16 protein-coding genes are annotated in these 16,860 nt (G+C 53.2%); 6 read left to right on the top strand and 10 right to left on the bottom strand.

The window, feature by feature from the left end:
- Positions 1–18: 18 nt before the first annotated feature.
- Together HCZ99_RS05760 and mobA are read right to left on the bottom strand one after the other, a co-directional pair.
- Positions 19–945: an SPFH domain-containing protein gene (locus HCZ99_RS05760; protein WP_167446022.1), complete on the bottom strand. Its 927-nt coding sequence runs from the start codon at positions 943–945 to the stop codon at positions 19–21.
- 219 nt (positions 946–1,164) lie between these two features.
- On the bottom strand, positions 1,165–1,839 hold the full coding sequence (gene mobA / locus HCZ99_RS05765) for a molybdenum cofactor guanylyltransferase (protein WP_167446023.1): 675 nt from the start codon (positions 1,837–1,839) through the stop codon (positions 1,165–1,167).
- 194 nt (positions 1,840–2,033) lie between these two features.
- Here mobA and sugE point away from each other — a divergent pair, with 194 nt between their 5' ends.
- A complete protein-coding gene (gene sugE, locus HCZ99_RS05770) occupies positions 2,034–2,354 on the top strand; it encodes a quaternary ammonium compound efflux SMR transporter SugE (protein ID WP_167446024.1) in 321 nt (106 codons plus the stop codon).
- 71 nt (positions 2,355–2,425) lie between these two features.
- Here the strand turns inward: sugE and HCZ99_RS05775 are convergent, their stop codons facing one another.
- On the bottom strand, positions 2,426–3,328 hold the full coding sequence (locus HCZ99_RS05775) for a LysR family transcriptional regulator (protein WP_167446025.1): 903 nt from the start codon (positions 3,326–3,328) through the stop codon (positions 2,426–2,428).
- A gap of 129 nt (positions 3,329–3,457) precedes the next feature.
- Between HCZ99_RS05775 and HCZ99_RS05780 the strand changes: the two genes are divergently transcribed.
- Positions 3,458–4,198 (top strand): SDR family oxidoreductase, encoded by a 741-nt coding sequence (locus tag HCZ99_RS05780; RefSeq protein WP_167446026.1) that lies wholly within the window; start codon positions 3,458–3,460, stop codon positions 4,196–4,198.
- A gap of 123 nt (positions 4,199–4,321) precedes the next feature.
- Positions 4,322–4,534 (top strand): tautomerase family protein, encoded by a 213-nt coding sequence (locus HCZ99_RS05785; RefSeq protein ID WP_167446027.1) that lies wholly within the window; start codon positions 4,322–4,324, stop codon positions 4,532–4,534.
- Between the two features lie 114 nt (positions 4,535–4,648).
- On the opposite strand, the gene hydA is transcribed toward HCZ99_RS05785, so the two are convergent.
- From hydA to HCZ99_RS05820, 7 genes are all read right to left on the bottom strand, one after another.
- Positions 4,649–6,100, bottom strand: coding sequence for a dihydropyrimidinase (gene hydA / locus HCZ99_RS05790; RefSeq protein ID WP_167446028.1), 1,452 nt, complete (start codon positions 6,098–6,100; stop codon positions 4,649–4,651).
- A gap of 160 nt (positions 6,101–6,260) precedes the next feature.
- Complete coding sequence (locus HCZ99_RS05795; RefSeq protein ID WP_167446029.1) at positions 6,261–7,247, bottom strand: ABC transporter substrate-binding protein; 987 nt, start codon at positions 7,245–7,247, stop codon at positions 6,261–6,263.
- Positions 7,248–7,309: 62 nt separating this feature from the next.
- Positions 7,310–8,467, bottom strand: a complete 1,158-nt coding sequence (locus HCZ99_RS05800; RefSeq protein WP_167446030.1) for an ABC transporter permease — start codon at positions 8,465–8,467, stop codon at positions 7,310–7,312.
- On the bottom strand, positions 8,464–9,396 hold the full coding sequence (locus HCZ99_RS05805; protein ID WP_167446031.1) for an ABC transporter permease: 933 nt from the start codon (positions 9,394–9,396) through the stop codon (positions 8,464–8,466). The genes HCZ99_RS05800 and HCZ99_RS05805 overlap by 4 nt, the downstream gene beginning before the upstream one ends.
- Positions 9,386–10,213 carry an ABC transporter ATP-binding protein gene (locus tag HCZ99_RS05810; protein ID WP_439654650.1) on the bottom strand — a complete coding sequence of 276 codons (828 nt, stop codon included), beginning with the start codon at positions 10,211–10,213 and terminating at the stop codon, positions 9,386–9,388. Before HCZ99_RS05810 ends, HCZ99_RS05805 begins: the two co-directional genes overlap by 11 nt.
- A gap of 223 nt (positions 10,214–10,436) precedes the next feature.
- Positions 10,437–11,273, bottom strand: coding sequence for a nitrilase-related carbon-nitrogen hydrolase (locus HCZ99_RS05815; RefSeq protein WP_254869481.1), 837 nt, complete (start codon positions 11,271–11,273; stop codon positions 10,437–10,439).
- A gap of 291 nt (positions 11,274–11,564) precedes the next feature.
- Positions 11,565–12,896, bottom strand: coding sequence for an aspartate aminotransferase family protein (locus HCZ99_RS05820; protein WP_167446033.1), 1,332 nt, complete (start codon positions 12,894–12,896; stop codon positions 11,565–11,567).
- A gap of 475 nt (positions 12,897–13,371) precedes the next feature.
- On the opposite strand from HCZ99_RS05820, the gene HCZ99_RS05825 reads away from it, so the two are divergent.
- The 3 genes from HCZ99_RS05825 to HCZ99_RS05835 all read left to right on the top strand — a co-directional run bounded on the left by HCZ99_RS05825 (position 13,372) and on the right by HCZ99_RS05835 (position 16,783).
- Positions 13,372–14,049, top strand: coding sequence for a TetR/AcrR family transcriptional regulator (locus HCZ99_RS05825; protein WP_167446034.1), 678 nt, complete (start codon positions 13,372–13,374; stop codon positions 14,047–14,049).
- Between the two features lie 217 nt (positions 14,050–14,266).
- On the top strand, positions 14,267–15,139 hold the full coding sequence (locus HCZ99_RS05830; RefSeq protein WP_167446035.1) for a substrate-binding periplasmic protein: 873 nt from the start codon (positions 14,267–14,269) through the stop codon (positions 15,137–15,139).
- Positions 15,140–15,268: 129 nt separating this feature from the next.
- Positions 15,269–16,783, top strand: coding sequence for an alkaline phosphatase D family protein (locus HCZ99_RS05835; protein WP_254869543.1), 1,515 nt, complete (start codon positions 15,269–15,271; stop codon positions 16,781–16,783).
- Positions 16,784–16,860: the final 77 nt, after the last annotated feature.

The raw sequence follows: 16,860 nt of genomic DNA on the forward strand, positions 1-16,860 counted from the left end.
AGCGATCCCAGGGTCAGATTAGCTTTTGTCGGTTTGCGAAATCGTTTTGATCAATTCGGTGACACCACCGATCGATCCAACAACACCCGATGCATCAAGCGGCATAAAGACAAGCTTGCTGTTCGGGCTTGACGCGATTTGACCAAGCGATTCAACATATTTTTGCGCAACAAAGTAGTTGATGGCCTGAACGTCACCTTCGCGGATCGCCTTGGACACCGTTTCGGTTGCTTTGGCTTCTGCCTCGGCGGTACGTTCACGGGCCTGCGCATCCAGTTCAGCAGCAGACATACGGCCTTCTGCGGCCAAAATCGCAGCCGATTTTTCGCCTTCGGCGCGTTTGATGTTTGCTTCGCGTTCGCCGTCCGCCTCAAGAATAAGCGCACGTTTTTCACGTTCGGCCTTCATCTGGCGGTTCATGGCGTCGGTCAGATCTTCGGGCGGGTTCACGTCCTTGATCTCGACCCGGGTGATTTTCACACCCCAATCGCTGGTGGCTTCATCAAGCACCGCGAGCAAAAGCAGGCTGATTTTTTCGCGGTTCGACAGCATCTCGTCGAGTTCCATCGAGCCAAGAACGCTACGCAAATTGGTCATTGCCAAATTCTGCACCGCGTAATCAAGCTCCTGGACTTTGTAAGCCGCATCCTTGGTGTTGGTCACCCGGATAAAGACAACACCATCCACCGCAACAGAGGCGTTATCCTTGGAAATGACTTCCTGACTTGGAATGTCGAGAACGCGTTCCATCAGGCTCATGCGGCGTCCGAGACGATCAATAATCGGAATCAAAACATGCATGCCCGGATCAAGCGTGCGCAGATAGCGCCCCAGTCTTTCAACGGTGACTTCGTAGCCTTGCGGCACGATCTTGACGCTCATGAAGGTCAGGACGATCGCCAGCACAACAAAGGCGAGCGAGAATATTTCAAAAGTCGAATACATATGAAGACCTTAGTATTTCAGGTAAGGGACGAGTAAACGCCGCCTAGAAAGCCAATTTTATTCAAAAAATGACTTAAACGATACTGTTTAAACCAAACAGTCAGGATCATAAGGACGACCTGCATTTATTATGCAAGCAGTTTGTGTGCATGCGTAAATGCGATAACATCTAATAAAAGCGCCCAAAACCGGCGTTTTCCGGCCCTTTTTGCCCAACGTCTATTTCGACAAAAATTGATCAAGTGCGCGTAAATCGTCGGGCGTATTGACGTTGGTAAAGGGGGTAATTTCACCGCCCAAATTGGCAAAGCTTTCGGTAAAAGTGACAGTCACCGCATCCATCGCGCGCAAGGCCGCGCCAACACGCCGGTTATCATCGCCAATCTGATGGTTGATGACAGCAGCCCCATCGCGGTGCCAGATGCTTGAAAGATAGTGATCGCGTTCAGCGTATCGGGCAAAGGCGGCGTTAACATTGGCCTCTTGCGCCGCGTTCAACAGCGCACCGACCATGTTGCCCGGCACAATCGGGCAATCGACCGGAAAGGTCACAAGCCAGTCAATGCCATCGGGCAATGCCCAAAGCCCCCCGCAAATGCCGCCCAACGGCCCCTGCCCCGGCTTGGGTTGATCCCCCACCACCGGCAGGCCGTAATCGGCAAAGACCCCGGCATCTTCGTTTGAGGAAATCATCACGTGATCGCATTGCGCTTGTGCGGTTTCGATAACGCGCGCCAGCAATGTTTTACCCGCTACTTCGCGAAACGGCTTATTGCCGCCCATACGCCGTCCTTCGCCGCCTGCCAAAATAAGGGCCGCGACATTTGATCGGGTGGACGATGTGCGGTGTTTGGCGTCTTTGGTATCTGGGGCGCGGGGCGATGATGGGGTCATTGGGCCAAGCCGTTCTGATTAATGACAATTTGGCACAGCCATGATGCGGTGCGGGCAATTGCCTGTTGGTTCTTTGTCGCTTATAAATTTAATCAGTACAACCACGACGTTGGTAAAAACGTCACGCCCTTCCGGACGACCGGAAACCGGCGCATGCCATCAGGGGACGGCCCCTTTTTAAAAGGAGGTCGCATATGGCCTGGATTGCATTATTTATCGCCGGACTGCTTGAAATTTGCTGGGCCTGTGGGCTGCGCTATTCCGAAGGCTTCACCAAACCGATCCCCAGCATTTTCACGGTTGTCACCATTGCCGGCAGTTTCTGGTTACTAAGCATCGCCATGCGGTCAATCCCACTTGGCACGGCTTATGCCATCTGGACCGGGATTGGCGCCGTGGGTGCGGTTATTTTTGGCATCATGGTCCTGAATGAGCCCGCCAATATCGGGCGCTTGGTCGCGATTTGTTTGATCCTGTCGGGTATCGTGATGCTTAAATTGTTTAGCCCAAGCTGACCTTTGGGCGTCGCGCCATCGGACAATCCGCAATGCGCAAGATGCCGGTGACGACGGTGATGCCCATAATACTAGCGCCCCTGCAAATTGGCGGCGGCAAAGATTTCGGTGACCCAATCAAGGAACACGCGTAACCGCCGACTGATATGGCGGTTTTGCGGATAAACCGCCGAAAGCGGGATGGGTACGGGCGGATGATCGGGTAACAGCTCGACCAACGTTCCGCGTGCCAATGCATCCGCGAAATGATAGCGCGGTGCTTGCATGATCCCAAACCCTAAACGGGCCAGTTCGGCAACGGTATTTGAATTATTGGCCGTGACTTTGCTGGGCAAGTTAACGTATTTCACATCACGGCCGACCTGAAATTCCAGCGGCATGGCCTCCCCCGTGCGGGAGGATACAAAACCGACCATGCGATGCCCATCAAGGTCATCCAAGGTTGCGGGTCGGCCAAATTTTTCGACGTATTCGGCACTGGCGATGGTGACTTCGTCAATCTCGCCCAGATGGCGCATGATCATGCTGCTATCGGTCAACGCGCCCGCCCGGATGGCGCAATCAACGCCTTCGCGCACCAAATCCACAAACCGATCCGTTTGGCCAAAATGAATGTTTAAGTCCGGATAGCGTTCAAGAAATTCTGGCAGGTGCGGCAACAAAAACGTGCGGGTTAAATGCCCATGCGCATCAATGCGAAGCACCCCAGACGGTGACGGATCACGAAACAGTCCCTGTGCTTCGTCAACGTCAGCCAAGATCGACAAACAGCGTTGATAATATTCCTGCCCATCAAGGGTCGGGGTGACGTGGCGCGTTGTGCGTTCAAGCAACCGCACACCAAGGTCACGTTCAAGCACCTTAATGGCCTCTGTCGCGGTAGAGCGCGCTAACCCCAAATCCGCCGCCGCATCCGAAAAACTTCGGCGTTCGACGATCCGGACAAATAACGACATACGATCAAGACGATCCATTTTGTTCACCATACCCGAATAGTGATGTCAAAATTCATATTATTGTTCTGATTATACGCTCCGACTACCTTTGCCAACATCAATGACCGCCCTGTGCGGAAATTAGCATGAAGCAAAGGAGTTCTCGAAATGAGCAACCACCCCCAAAAGACAGCAATCATTACCGGCGCATCCCGTGGGATTGGCGCGGACCTGGCGCGGAAACTGGCACGGGATGGGTTCGCCGTGATCGTCAATTACAACAGCAGTGCTGAGGCGGCCGAAAAGCTTGTATCTGAAATCACCGATGCCGGTGGTACTGCGCGCGCCGTTGCCGCCGATGTCGCATCCCGTGACGGGGTTGCGCAGCTGTTTGACGCGGCCAAATCCGCATTTGGCGGGGTTGATGTTCTGGTCAACAATGCCGGTATCATGACGGGGGGCGCCATTGCCGACACCGATGACGCCACGTTCGAAAAACAGGTTGCCGTCAATCTTGGTGGTGTCTTTCGGGGCATGCGGGCCGCCGCCAACCAATTGCGCGATGGCGGACGTATCATCAGCTTTTCATCAAGTGTCGTCGGCCTGTATCAACCCCATTACGGCGTCTATGCCGCAACCAAGGCCGCGGTCGAGGCCCTGACGCATATTCTGGCAAAAGAACTGGGATCGCGCGGCATTACCGTCAACGCCGTTGCCCCCGGCCCCGTCAACACCGCGTTTTTTCTGTCTGGCAAAAGCGATGAGCTCGTTGCCAACATTGCGGCGATGAACCCATTCAAACGTCTGGGGGAACCCGACGACATCGCACATGTGGTCAGTTTCCTGGCCTCAGAACAAGGCGGCTGGATCAATGGGCAAACCATCCGGGCCAACGGGGGCGTTGTCTAACACGTCCCCATACCGAGCACCGGCACCGGCAACCGCACAGCCCTGCCCCGTGATCAAAGACCGTTTTCCCAGAAATTTTCATCCAAATTTTAGACCCCAACCCCACTTACAGGAGGCATCAAAATGCCATTCGTAAACATTAAAACCCCGCAAAATGCCCTGAGCAAAGCCCAGAAAGAAGAGATCATCCACAAAACAACGGACATGCTGGTTCAGTATTTCTCAGAAGCAGCCCGCCCGCACACCATGGTCCTGATTGAGGAAGTCCTCGACGGTGGATATGGACGGGCAGATGAAGTGTTTATTCTGCCAGAAGAATATCGCGCCGCCGAATAAGGTAAACGCTTTCAGGCCCCTTTTGACCGCCTTCCCCACCCCGATGAAAGATGGCCCGAAACGCGAACGGGGCAGCCAATGGCTGCCCCGCTTGTCATTTCATATCGCGGTCGATTACACGCCGGCAGGAATGCCTTTGCGTTCGACTTTGCGCGGCGAGGTCAGCTCTTTCCATTTGGAAAGGGCTTTGTTCACCGCCGGATAGGCATCGCGACGGATGAATTCGCCATCACCGCATTTGGCAAGAACGACGCCTTCTTCGGCGGCGATGCGGCCCCGGCTGATGGTGTAGCGCGGAAGACCGGTGACTTCGAGGCCTTCAAACACGTTGTAATCAATCGAGGATTGCTGATGCTTGGCGGTGATGGTTTTCGATGCTTTGGGATCCCACACCACAAGATCGGCATCCGCCCCGACAAGGATCGCACCCTTGCGCGGATAGATGTTCAAAATCTTGGCGATATTGGTCGAGGTCGCCGCAACGAATTCATTCATGGTCAAACGACCGGTATTGACCCCATAGGTCCAAAGCAGCGGCATGCGGTCTTCAAGGCCGCCTGTGCCGTTCGGGATTTTGGTGAAATCACCGACACCCATACGTTTTTGTTCGGTCGAGAACGCACAGTGATCGGTCGCAACCACTTGCAAGCTGCCCGATGCCAATCCATTCCAAAGCCCGTTCTGGTGTTCTTTGCTGCGGAACGGGGGCGACATAACGCGCCGTGCGGCATGATCCCAATCGGGATTTTTATATTCGCTGTCATCAAGCACAAGATGCTGGATCAGCGGTTCGCCAAACACGCGTTTGCCGTTTTGGCGAGCGCGGCGAATGGCTTCGTGTGCTGGTTCACACGATACATGCACGATATAAAGCGGCACATTGGCCATATCGGCAATCATGATAGCACGGTTACACGCCTCGCCCTCGACATCGACCGGGCGGGAATAGGCATGCGCTTCGGGGCCGTTATTGCCCTCGGCCAGAAGTTTTTGCTGCAAGGTCGCGACCACGTCACCGTTTTCGGCATGGACCAAGGGCATGGCCCCCAATTCCGAACAGCGCGAGAAGGATGCAAACATTTCATCATCATCAACCATCAACGCGCCCTTATAAGCCATGAAGTGCTTAAAGGTGTTGATGCCTTTTTCTTCGACGATGGTTTTCATTTCGTCAAAGACCTGTTCGCCCCACCACGTGATCGCCATGTGGAAGGAATAATCGCAAACGGCTTTGGATGATTTGTTGTCCCACGCCTGAAGCGCTTCAAGCAGGGACTGTTCCGGAGCGGGCAAACAGAAATCGACCACCATGGTCGTGCCACCGGCAACCGCGGCCTTTGTGCCGCTTTCAAAATCGTCTTCGGAATAGGTGCCCATAAAGGGCATTTCCATATGGGTGTGCGGATCAATCCCGCCGGGCATCACGTAGCAGCCATCGGCATCGATTACCTTGTCCCCGGTCAGGTTGTCTCCGATCGCGGCAATCTTGCCATCTTCAATCAGAATGTCAGATTTGTATGTCAGATCAGCGGTAACAATGGTTCCGCCACGAATAACCATGGACATGGGTGGCTCCTTGTCTGTCTCTTGCGGAAAGAACGGGGGACCCGGCATTCCGCCCTATTTCCCCAACGGTGTCAGGGCATCACGAAAATCATCTTTAAGGGATCATCTGTCCGGCGAAACGCATCCCGCCGGACAGATAAAATCAACGGTAAACGACCAATTACATGGTCGATTTATCGGTCACGGCGTGGGTCCAGGCCCCTTCCGGTTTTTTGGTGATCACCGGATCGGAACCACCAGAAAGCAGGCTGTCGACGGTCCGCTGATAGGCGGCTTCGTCCAAGGCGGCACTATCGCCAAGCAGTTTGCCGATTTCGGTCATCATGCGGACTTGGTGTTTTTCGGTCTGGGCACCGGTCATGTCGTTATCAAGAACGATCATCGCGGCTTCTTCCGGGTTTTCTTTGGCCCACATCCAGCCTTTCATGCTGGCATCAACAAACCGTGCCATTTTATCGACGAACGCCGGGTCTTTGAGGTTGTCTTCAAGGACATAAAGACCGTCTTCAAGCGTTGCGACACCTTGGTCTTCGTATTTGAAGACTTTCAGGTCATCGGCGGGAATACCGGCATCAATCACCTGCCAGTATTCGTTATAGGTCATGGTCGAAATGCAATCGGCCTGTTTTTGGATCAGCGGATCAACGTTAAAGCCCTGTTTAAGGACCGTCACACCCTTGTCGCTGCCATCGGTCGGAATGCCCAGTTTCGACATCCAGCTGAGGAACGGATATTCATTGCCAAAGAACCAAACGCCAAGGGTCCGGCCCGGGAAATCATCGGGGCTTTCAACACCGGTTTCCTTTAAGCAGGTCAGCATCATGCCCGATTTGGCAAAGGGCTGTGCGATATTGACCAGCGGCACGCCCTTTTCGCGTGATGCCAAGGCCGATGGCATCCAGTCGATAATCACATCTGCACCACCGCCTGCAATCACCTGCGGCGGGGCCACATCCGGGCCGCCCGGATTGATGGTCACGTTCAAATCGGCGTCTTCGTAATAGCCTTTATCAAGTGCAACGTAATAGCCGGCAAACTGTGCCTGCGTGACCCATTTCAGTTGCAAGGTCACATCATCTGCCGCCATGGCCGACCATGATGCCAAACCGAAACTTAACCCTAGTGCAGTCGCAAATAATTTCTTCATTCGTCGATGTCTCCTCAAGGTTATCGTCAAGTCCTCCCGGTGGGTCGTCTTTGATTGTGCCTTTAATGGCGACGTACCCTAAAAGACGGATGCCAAGACGTTGCTTTTCGTTCAACATACGCCACAGCCCCGTAGAAGGCGGTCCCCGCAAGGGCCGCCAGTGCGATTTCCGCCCAAACCATGTCGATATTCATGCGGCCCACCTCAGTCGAGATGCGAAAGCCCATACCAACAATCGGGGTGCCGAAAAATTCGGCGACGATTGCGCCAATCAGCGCAAGCGTGGAATTGATTTTAAGTGCGTTGAAAACAAACGGCATGGCCGCGGGCAGCCGTAACCGAAACAGGGTCGACCAATAGCCCGACGCATAGGTCGCCATCAGATCCTTTTCGAGCTTTCCAGCCGCATTCAACCCGGTCACGGTATTCACCAGCATCGGGAAAAACGTCATGATCACAATGACCGCGGCCTTTGATTGCCAGTCAAAGCCAAACCACATCACCATGATTGGCGCGACGCCAATGATCGGCAAGGCCGAAACCATGTTGCCCAGCGGCAAAAGACCACGTTTTAAGAACGGCACACGGTCGACAGCAATCGCAACCAAAAACGCCGATCCACAGCCCATGACATAGCCACTAAGTGCGGCCTTCACAAAGGTCTGATAAAAATCAGCCGCCATCGTATCCATCGAGGATACAAAACGTTCGCCGATCATGCTGGGTGGCGGCAGCAACACCTGCGGCACGCCAAAGCCCGATACGACAACTTCCCAGACAAACAGCAACCAAACCCCAAAGGCCACCGGCACAAGGATGTTGGCCGATTGCTGTTTGACGGTTTCAAGGCTGTGGTAATTGGCAATCACATCAATCGCGCGCCAGACAAATGCCCAAAGCGAAATGATAAACAGCCAAAAACCAAGACCGGCATAGCCCGCAACGCCGTATTCATACAGCGCATCCACCGCCTGCCAGCCGCCAAAGATGACCACGGCTAGTAAAATGCCCGCATGAAATATGGTCCGAACGCCAATCCATGTGAAGGCGGCCCCGGCGATCACGCACAGCGCCATGGCAATGGCAAGCCCCGGAATATCGCCAACAAAGGCAACCTGTTTACCGGTATCGCCATCAACACCCGCCAGCGGGAAGATCAACGCCAACAGGGCGGCCACCGCCGCAACCAAACAGAACTTATCCAATTTTACCTGTGTCATGCGCCAACCCCCATGCGGGCCAGAACGCGGCGTTCACACCACCCGACAATCACCACCATGATGGCGGCCAAAAAGGCCGCGGTGAAAAGCGCCGACCAGATTTGAATGGTTTGCCCATAATAGGACCCGGCCAGCAAACGCGCCCCCAATCCGGCCTGCGCGCCGGTTGGCAATTCGCCAATGATCGCGCCGACCAAACTAATCGCAATCGCGACCTTAAGGCTGGCGAACAAATACGGCATGGCCGAAGGCAGGCGGAGCTGCCAGAAGGTCTGCCATTTTGAGGCGTTATAGGTCCGCATCAGATCAAGCTGGATCACCTGTGGGGATCGTAGCCCCTTGACCATGCTGATCGTGACCGGGAAGAAACAAAGATAGGTCGAAATGATCGCCTTTGGCACCAGTCCCTTGATGCCAATCGCGCCCAGAACAACGATGACCATGGGGGCGATGGCAAGGATCGGGATGGTTTGCGATGAAATCACCCACGGCATCAGGCTTTTTTCCAGCGTCATGACATGAACAATGCCAACCGCCAAAATAATGCCGAGCAACGTGCCAATGCCAAAGCCAAGCAAGGTCGAGGAAAGCGTGACCCAGCTATGGTAAACCAAGGACCGTTTTGACGTGATCTTGGTGGCAAAGATGGTTTGATACATTTCCGCGATGACTTGATGCGGTGCGGGCAGGATCGGGCGTTCCTGCGACCATGTATCTTCGATCAGTTGGCTTGTGGTCCAAGTTTGATCAGCCCGGTTATAACGGTCGATCTGGGTCGGGGCGTTCATGAAAACAGCGCCGATATACCACAACACAATAAAGCCAAGCAGAATGACGGAAACCGGCCCCGCATGACCAGACATCATGCGCGTCCAAAGTGACGGTCCGGCAAGGGACCCGGTGGTAAGACTTGCGGTGTTACTCGTCATTGCTGTGCCCCGCGCGTAGTCCTTCGCGTACGCGATGGGCGATTTCAAGGAATTCCGGTGTTTCGCGGATATCGAGTGTGCGATCCTTGGGGAACTTGGTTTCGATCACATCAATGATCCGCCCCGGACGTGGGGACATCACAACGATTTTGCTCGAAAGATAGACCGCCTCTGGGATGGAGTGGGTGACAAAGGCGACCGTTTTGTTGGTCCGTGCCCACAATTTCAAAAGCTGTTCATTCAAATGATCGCGCACGATTTCATCGAGTGCGCCAAACGGCTCATCCATCAACAGCAAATCGGCATCAAATGACAGCGCACGGGCAATAGATGCGCGTTGCTGCATCCCGCCGGAAAGTTGCCATGGGAATTTCTTTTCAAACCCGTTCAGTTCCACAAGTTTTAGCGCGTCATGTGCCCGTTTGATCCGCTCTTCCTTGGACAAGTCCATGATTTCAAGCGGCAGGGTCACGTTGCTTTCAATGGAACGCCACGGCAACAAGGCGGGTGCCTGAAACACATAGCCATACGCACGTGCTTGGCGGGCATCCTCGGGTGAGACGCCGTTTATGGAAATCTCGCCGCCGGTGGCCTTTTCAAGATCGGCAATCACGCGCAACAGCGTTGTTTTGCCACAGCCAGACGGGCCAATAAAGGAAACGAAATCGCCTTCTTCAATCGTAAGATTGACCTCTGATAGCGCGTAAACCGGGCCATCGGTCGTTTGAAAAGTCAGCGACAAATCTTTGACATCGACAACGGCCTTTTTCGATGCGGGCATCTCAGCAACGTTATCGACAACTTGCTTAAGCGTCATGGGGTATCCCCTGATCGTATGTCTCTCTCAGAACCAAAAGAGTCTCTTTTGGCACATTCGATGGAAGCCTCCCTCAGGGACGTTGCCCTGAACCTTGCCGACGATTGTCACAACGCATCATTGGCGTTGGCCCGGTCATTGCCGGAAGTGTGGGGTCATTGCCCCAAATGTCGGTCAAAGCAAAACGGCGAACGGGCAAAACCCGAACGCCGGCCGTATGATATTAGTCGCCGTCCGTCAGACGTGTGTAAGTTGACGGGCGACGATCGCGGAAGAATTGCCAGTTATTGCGGATTTCACGCACCATCGACATATCCATGTCATGGACCAGAAGCTCGTCCTGATCGCGTGATGCTTGGGCCTCGATTTCGCCGCGTGGATTGACGAAATAGCTTTGGCCGTAAAATTCGCCAATATCCCAGGGTTTCTCGACCCCAACACGGTTGATCGCGCCAATAAAGCAGCCATTGGCAACCGCGGATGCCGGCTGTTCAAGTTTCCAGATATATTCCGAAACCCCGGCCACGGTGGCAGATGGATTAACGATATATTCCGCACCGTTTAACGCAAGTGCGCGCCATCCTTCGGGGAAGTGGCGGTCATAACAAATGTAAACGCCAAGCTTGCAATATTGGGTTTCAAACACCGGCCAGTTTGAGGCCCCCGGTTTGAAAAAGAACTTTTCCCAGAAACCGGCAACATGGGGAATGTGGGTTTTGCGGTACTTGCCAAGATAGGTCCCATCGGCGTCAATCACCGCAGCGGTATTGTAATAAACCCCGGTAATGTCTTCCTCGTAGATCGGAACAACGATCACCATTTTGTATTGGGCCGCCAACTCGCACATCAGTTGGGTTGTCGGGCCATCGGGGATTTTTTCCGCCGCCGCATACCATTTCTTGTCTTGGCTTGGACAGAAATAGGGTTGGGTGAAAACCTCCTGAAAGCACAGGACCTGCACACCTTTTTTCCCCGCCTCTTCGATATAAGGCAGGTGGGCGTCGATCATGGCTTGGCGGATTTCTTCTGGTGTCTGATCCGTCGAGCCTTTGAGACTCATTTGAATCAGCCCACCTCTCAGCTTTGACATCCGAGATACCTCCTTGATCTGATATTTTTAATGTCCTTTTGCCGGCTTTTGCCGATCTATGGACTTATGTCCAAGCGCGCCCCAAAGACCCTGTTTTGTTTTATGCGGGTCTTTTCCCAGGTGGGACGCGATCAGAAAAATCGCGAAACAGATGTTTCCCCCCGCTATTGCGATCTGCGTTTGTTTTTATGCAAACCGAACAACGGATTTGGTCAAACGTCCCCTGCCCGATCTGGGCAAGGGACATAAATTGGAACCGACTTAGTCGATTTCTTTGAGCACGTCGCGCAAGGTGCCAAACAGCTGATCAATATGTGATTTTTCAAGGATCAGCGGCGGCGACAGGGCAATGATATCCCCGGTCGTGCGGATCAGGATGCCTTTTTCAAATGCCTTCAAGAACGCGTTGAATGCACGCTTGGTCGGGAAACCTTCGATCCCTTCAAGCTCAATCGCACCGATCAGGCCAAGGTTTCGGATATCCTTGACCAATGGCAGGTCAATCAGGCTGTGAACCGCATCTTCCCAATATTGGCCAAGCTCCTTGCCCTTTTCATACAGACCTTCTTCTTCATAGGTCTCAAGGGTGGCCATGGCCGCCGCACAGGCAACCGGGTTGCCCGAATAGGTGTAACCATGGAACAGCTCGATCATATTTTCCGGGCCGGTCATGAAGGCATCATGAATGTCATCGGTGGCAAACACAGCGCCCATCGGGATGGTGCCGTTGGTCAGGCCCTTGGCGGTTGTCACCAGATCAGGTTGAACGCCAAAGTAATCGACGGCAAACGGCGCGCCAAGGCGACCAAAACCAGTGATGACTTCATCAAAGATCAACAAGATGCCGTGCTTGGTGCAAATTTCACGCAAACGTTCGAGATACCCCTTTGGCGGGATCAAAACGCCGGTGGAGCCAGCAACCGGTTCAACAATCACCGCCGCAATGGTTGACGGATCATGCAGGGCGCAAATGCGTTCAAGATCATCGGCCAAAAAGGCGCCATGTTCCGGCATGCCGCGCGTGACACCATTTTCGTCAGGCAGATAGGTATGACGCATATGGTCAACACCGCCCAACATCTGGCCAAACGTTTTACGATTGCCGGAAATACCGCCAACCGAAATGCCGCCAAAGTTCACGCCGTGATAACCGCGTTCACGACCGATCAAACGGGTACGCTGGCCATCGCCACGGGCACGGTGATAGGCAAGGGCGATTTTAAGGGCGGTCTCAACCGATTCAGAACCAGAGTTGGTATAGAACACATGGTTAAGGTTCCCCGGCATCAGCTGTGCCAAACGATTGGCAAGCTCAAACGCCTTGGGATGGCCCATTTGGAAGGCTGGCGCATAATCCAGCTCGTCCATTTGTGCTTTGACTGCTTCGACGATCCTCGGGCGTTTGTGCCCGGCGTTACAGCACCAAAGACCCGCGGTCCCATCAAGGATCTGGCGGTTGTCATCGGTCTGGTAATACATGCCATCAGCCGAGACCAACATACGTGGGGTCTGTTTGAACTGGCGGTTGGCTGTGAACGGCATCCAGAAAGCCGAAAGATCGTTCGGGCGGCTAATTTTCGTGGTGGCTGTCATAAAAGGTCTCCCGTACCTTTTCGCATTGCTTCCCTGATATCGACCGGGCACACGGGGCCACGGGCGAAACCTGACTTTTTTGATCCAAATACGCGTTCTTCATTCGGTCTACGATCAGTGCAGTGACCGATATGTCGAACACCTTAGATTTGGGACTGCCCGCCAAGCGGACAGGTAAAAATCGTTAGCATGGGACAGGCCCATGCACTAGAGCTTTAACACCACGGGGGAATTGTTTCGAATTTTCGACCGTCAAATGTCATTAAAGCGACCCTGTTTTTTATTTATGGCGTCTTTTTTCTGTTTATCTTTCATCGTCGCTGTTCGATATTTCGGACAAAATCGACTCTGGAAGATATTTTGGGTTTTCCCAAAACATAACGCGCATTAAAAAGTTTCTTTTGCATATTCTAGGTAGAGGTTATTTTAACCTGACCAAACGGTCAAGATAAATGACACAAATCAGAGAGCTTGAATGACCCCACTTAAAAACGCTTCTAAACAGGACAGCAAAAACGCCGGAAAACCGGCACAAAACGGGGCTCATAAGGCTGCTATTCGCCAAGAAAACGAAGAACAAATTCTTGCCGCCGCCGAGAAGGTTTTTGCCGATTACGGATTCAAGGGGGCGACCACCGCCCAGATTGCCGAAGTCGCCAATGTGCCCAAGGCCAATGTGCACTATTATTTCAACACCAAAGAGGCCCTGTATCGCCGGATCATGGAAGATGTTTGTGATCACTGGCTTGAAGCCGCCGCGACATTTGATAACAGTGCCGACCCGGCGGTGATCCTGCGCGGATATATTGAATCCAAAATGGATTTATCGCGCGCACGGCCAGATGGATCGCGGCTTTGGGCGCATGAAATCATCCGTGGGGCAAAATTTTCGTCCGAGTATATTTCAACCACGGTCAAAGACTGGCTTGATAGCCGCGTTGTCGTCATGCGCGGCTGGATCAAGGAAGGCAAGATGGACGCGGTTGAGCCCTATTCCCTGATGTATATGATTTTTGCCACCACCCAGCATTACGCCGACTTTGGCCGCCAGATCGAAATTTTCAACAATGATCAGGCCCTTTCCGACGCCCAGTTTGCCGAGGCCAAGGAGAATGTCGTGCGGATCATCCTAAAGGGTGTCGGGCTGGGATAATCATCCATCGCGGTTAGCACCACCCGAGTTGCCTTATCTGACCAAAGCAATGGCATGCCTCCCACACCCAAAATCAAAATTGGGTGCGGCCCATCATAGCAAAAAGCGCCAATCTTCGCCATTTCTGGGAATCCCCCACCAATGGATAGTTGTTATCTTTACGTCTAATGCAAATTTGAAACAACGGACACTGATATAACCTCTATCGAGGCGAAAGATGGCGTGCACACAAAAATATAAAAGCTCCGCCGGCTTTCTTATCGCTGCTCTTTTTGCTGGTTTGCTCAGCAGTATTTTCATCAGCAGCGCAGATGCCGACGACCTTCAAAGTAAAATCAATCCTGCGCTTGGCATACAGGGCTGTACCAAAATGCGGATCGGTGGGGCCGATGGTTGGGAACCGATCACTTACACCAACAGCGATGGCGTCCCTTCGGGTCTTGGCATCGATATATTGCGTGCTTATGGGCAACAACACGGGATCGCGCTTGAAGTTTTGCTAGATATCCCGTGGACGCGATCCATTCAGATGTTGGAAAACGGTGAACTTGACGTTATTGCCGGTGCATATTTCACACAAAAACGCAGTATCGTTCACGCCTATAGCGCGCCGTTTGCCCATGACGATGTGATGGTTTTCCAATACCGCAAAAACCTATTTCGGATGACCGGGATCCATGACCTGATTGGGCTGCGCGGCGCGCGCCCACAGGGCGGCAGTTACGGCGATTATGTGGATACCTATGCCCAGCAACGGTTGGACATGATCTATTCCCCGACTGGAAACCGCATTTTTGATGTGTTGAAAAATGGTCGGGCCGATTACGTCATGCTGGGACGATACGACGGGCTTGCCAACATCTATAAAGACAACCTGCAGGGCGAGGTGATCGCGATTGAACCACCGCTGGTAAGCAACGAGGTCGCCCTTATGTTTTCACGCAAAAGTCCGTGCGCGCGCCATGTAGAGAACATCAACCTTCTGATCGAAAAACTAAACGAAGAAGGCGAGATTGAACAATGGACCATGCGCCATCTGGGCGGTATCCATGAAAACATCAAGAATGAAACCCAAGCCGATAACAGCTAAGCCACCGCCAACTGCTTAAACATCCCGATTGGCGACCAAAAAGCCCCATGACGTGCCGCACATTCTGTATTAGGTATCGGCGCGTTTAACGACAGCAAATCATCCGTCGAACAAGGGGAAATCGTGGCGATGAAAATTTTAATGGGGCCGGTACTTTCATTTCGCGGTTATGACGCGGACGAAAACCGCTGGAAACTAAGTGCCTTAGTGGTAACGCAAGATGGTGCGCCCGGAGACATCCACTTTGCCGGCGACGTTCATGTGCCCGCGGCCCAGCCCACACTTCTTTGGCAGCTTGGCCGAAATGCGGCTTATTGCTTTGCCTTTGACGCCCCGCTTGCCGATACCCCAACCACGCTGACCTATAGCCCGTTTGATCAGACCTATTTTGACATTGCCCTGCCCGCACGCGGAGAAGCGCCGTTTATGGCCTATGCATCGTGCAATGGCTTTTCATCGCAAAAAGTCATGAAGGGCGTTGCGGTGAAAAACCAGATGTGGATTGAAATGGCAGCACACCATGATCAAACGCCCTATCATCTGATGCTTTTGGGTGGTGATCAGGTCTATGCAGATTCCATTTGGGAAGTCGTTTCAAGCATTAAAGCATGGAACAAGCTGCCCAATGCCAAGGCCAACAAGGCGACCTTTACCAAACAAATGCAAAGCCAGGTCGAAAAGTTCTATTTCGATCTTTACACCGAACGTTGGGACCAACCCGAAGTCGCCCTCATGATGGCAACCGTGCCCGCGATTTCGATGTGGGATGACCATGACATTTTCGATGGTTGGGGCTCGTATCCGGCGGAACGGCAAAATTGCGACGTGTTTCAGGGGATCGGAGCGATTGCCAAACATGCCTTTGGCGTGTTTCAGCAACACCTGTCGCCCGAAACGGAAAAGCCCGCATTCTATCTGGCCCCTGATCACGGTTTTTCAATCGGGCATGTGGTCGGCAAAACAGCCATCGTTTCCGTTGATATGCGATCCGAACGCACCCAAAGACAAGTATTGTCCAACGATCACTGGGACAAGATATATGCGTGGCTTTCAGGCCTTCGCGGTATCGACCATTTGTTCGTGATGTCGAGCATCCCGGTGGTCTATCCCGATTTCAACGTGCTTGAAGCCTTTCTGGGGGCTGTACCGGGGCAACAGGAACTTGAAGACGATCTGCAAGATCATTGGAGCAGCCGAAGCCATAAAGGCGAACGCAACCGCATGGTCCACCGCCTGTTCAAAATTCAGGAAAATGGCATTCGGGTTACCATTCTGTCGGGCGATGTTCATGTGGCCGCCTTTGGGATGCTTGAAAACAACCGGGCGGAATATAACGGGCCGACACGGGTGATTAATCAGCTGATTTCATCGGCCATTGTCCACCCGGCCCCGGGAAAAATGGTGCTGTTTGCCCTGACCCATCTTTTGGATACTGAAAAGGAAATCGATCCGGCGATCATATCCCGGATGGGGACATTCCCCGGCACTGACACCAAATTTGTCGGTGCGCGCAATTTCCTAAGCCTTGAACCCGACAAGAACGCCGATCATCCGCGCTATTGGGCGCATTGGATCGCCGAACATCAGGACGAACCGTTTACCAAGGTTGTTCATCCCGTCCAAAACCCCATGGGCATTCGATAATAAAACGGGCGGGCCACATCATTGGCCCGCCCGCAAACGATGGCAATAAACATCGCCACCGGTTTTCATATCAAACC

Origin of the sequence: Thalassospira lucentensis (assembly GCF_011806425.1) — a bacterium.
Lineage (GTDB): Bacteria > Pseudomonadota > Alphaproteobacteria > Rhodospirillales > Thalassospiraceae > Thalassospira > Thalassospira lucentensis_B.

What these genes read in the sequence shown, in the direction of transcription:
- HCZ99_RS05760 (WP_167446022.1), bottom strand. Translation starts at nt 945, where the DNA reads ATGTATTCGACTTTTGAAATATTCTCGCTCGCCTTTGTTGTGCTGGCG.
- mobA (WP_167446023.1), bottom strand. Translation starts at nt 1,839, where the DNA reads ATGACCCCATCATCGCCCCGCGCCCCAGATACCAAAGACGCCAAACAC.
- sugE (WP_167446024.1), top strand. Translation starts at nt 2,034, where the DNA reads ATGGCCTGGATTGCATTATTTATCGCCGGACTGCTTGAAATTTGCTGG.
- HCZ99_RS05775 (WP_167446025.1), bottom strand. Translation starts at nt 3,328, where the DNA reads ATGGATCGTCTTGATCGTATGTCGTTATTTGTCCGGATCGTCGAACGC.
- HCZ99_RS05780 (WP_167446026.1), top strand. Translation starts at nt 3,458, where the DNA reads ATGAGCAACCACCCCCAAAAGACAGCAATCATTACCGGCGCATCCCGT.
- HCZ99_RS05785 (WP_167446027.1), top strand. Translation starts at nt 4,322, where the DNA reads ATGCCATTCGTAAACATTAAAACCCCGCAAAATGCCCTGAGCAAAGCC.
- hydA (WP_167446028.1), bottom strand. Translation starts at nt 6,100, where the DNA reads ATGTCCATGGTTATTCGTGGCGGAACCATTGTTACCGCTGATCTGACA.
- HCZ99_RS05795 (WP_167446029.1), bottom strand. Translation starts at nt 7,247, where the DNA reads ATGAAGAAATTATTTGCGACTGCACTAGGGTTAAGTTTCGGTTTGGCA.
- HCZ99_RS05800 (WP_167446030.1), bottom strand. Translation starts at nt 8,467, where the DNA reads ATGACACAGGTAAAATTGGATAAGTTCTGTTTGGTTGCGGCGGTGGCC.
- HCZ99_RS05805 (WP_167446031.1), bottom strand. Translation starts at nt 9,396, where the DNA reads ATGACGAGTAACACCGCAAGTCTTACCACCGGGTCCCTTGCCGGACCG.
- HCZ99_RS05810 (WP_439654650.1), bottom strand. Translation starts at nt 10,213, where the DNA reads ATGACGCTTAAGCAAGTTGTCGATAACGTTGCTGAGATGCCCGCATCG.
- HCZ99_RS05815 (WP_254869481.1), bottom strand. Translation starts at nt 11,273, where the DNA reads ATGAGTCTCAAAGGCTCGACGGATCAGACACCAGAAGAAATCCGCCAA.
- HCZ99_RS05820 (WP_167446033.1), bottom strand. Translation starts at nt 12,896, where the DNA reads ATGACAGCCACCACGAAAATTAGCCGCCCGAACGATCTTTCGGCTTTC.
- HCZ99_RS05825 (WP_167446034.1), top strand. Translation starts at nt 13,372, where the DNA reads ATGACCCCACTTAAAAACGCTTCTAAACAGGACAGCAAAAACGCCGGA.
- HCZ99_RS05830 (WP_167446035.1), top strand. Translation starts at nt 14,267, where the DNA reads ATGGCGTGCACACAAAAATATAAAAGCTCCGCCGGCTTTCTTATCGCT.
- HCZ99_RS05835 (WP_254869543.1), top strand. Translation starts at nt 15,269, where the DNA reads ATGAAAATTTTAATGGGGCCGGTACTTTCATTTCGCGGTTATGACGCG.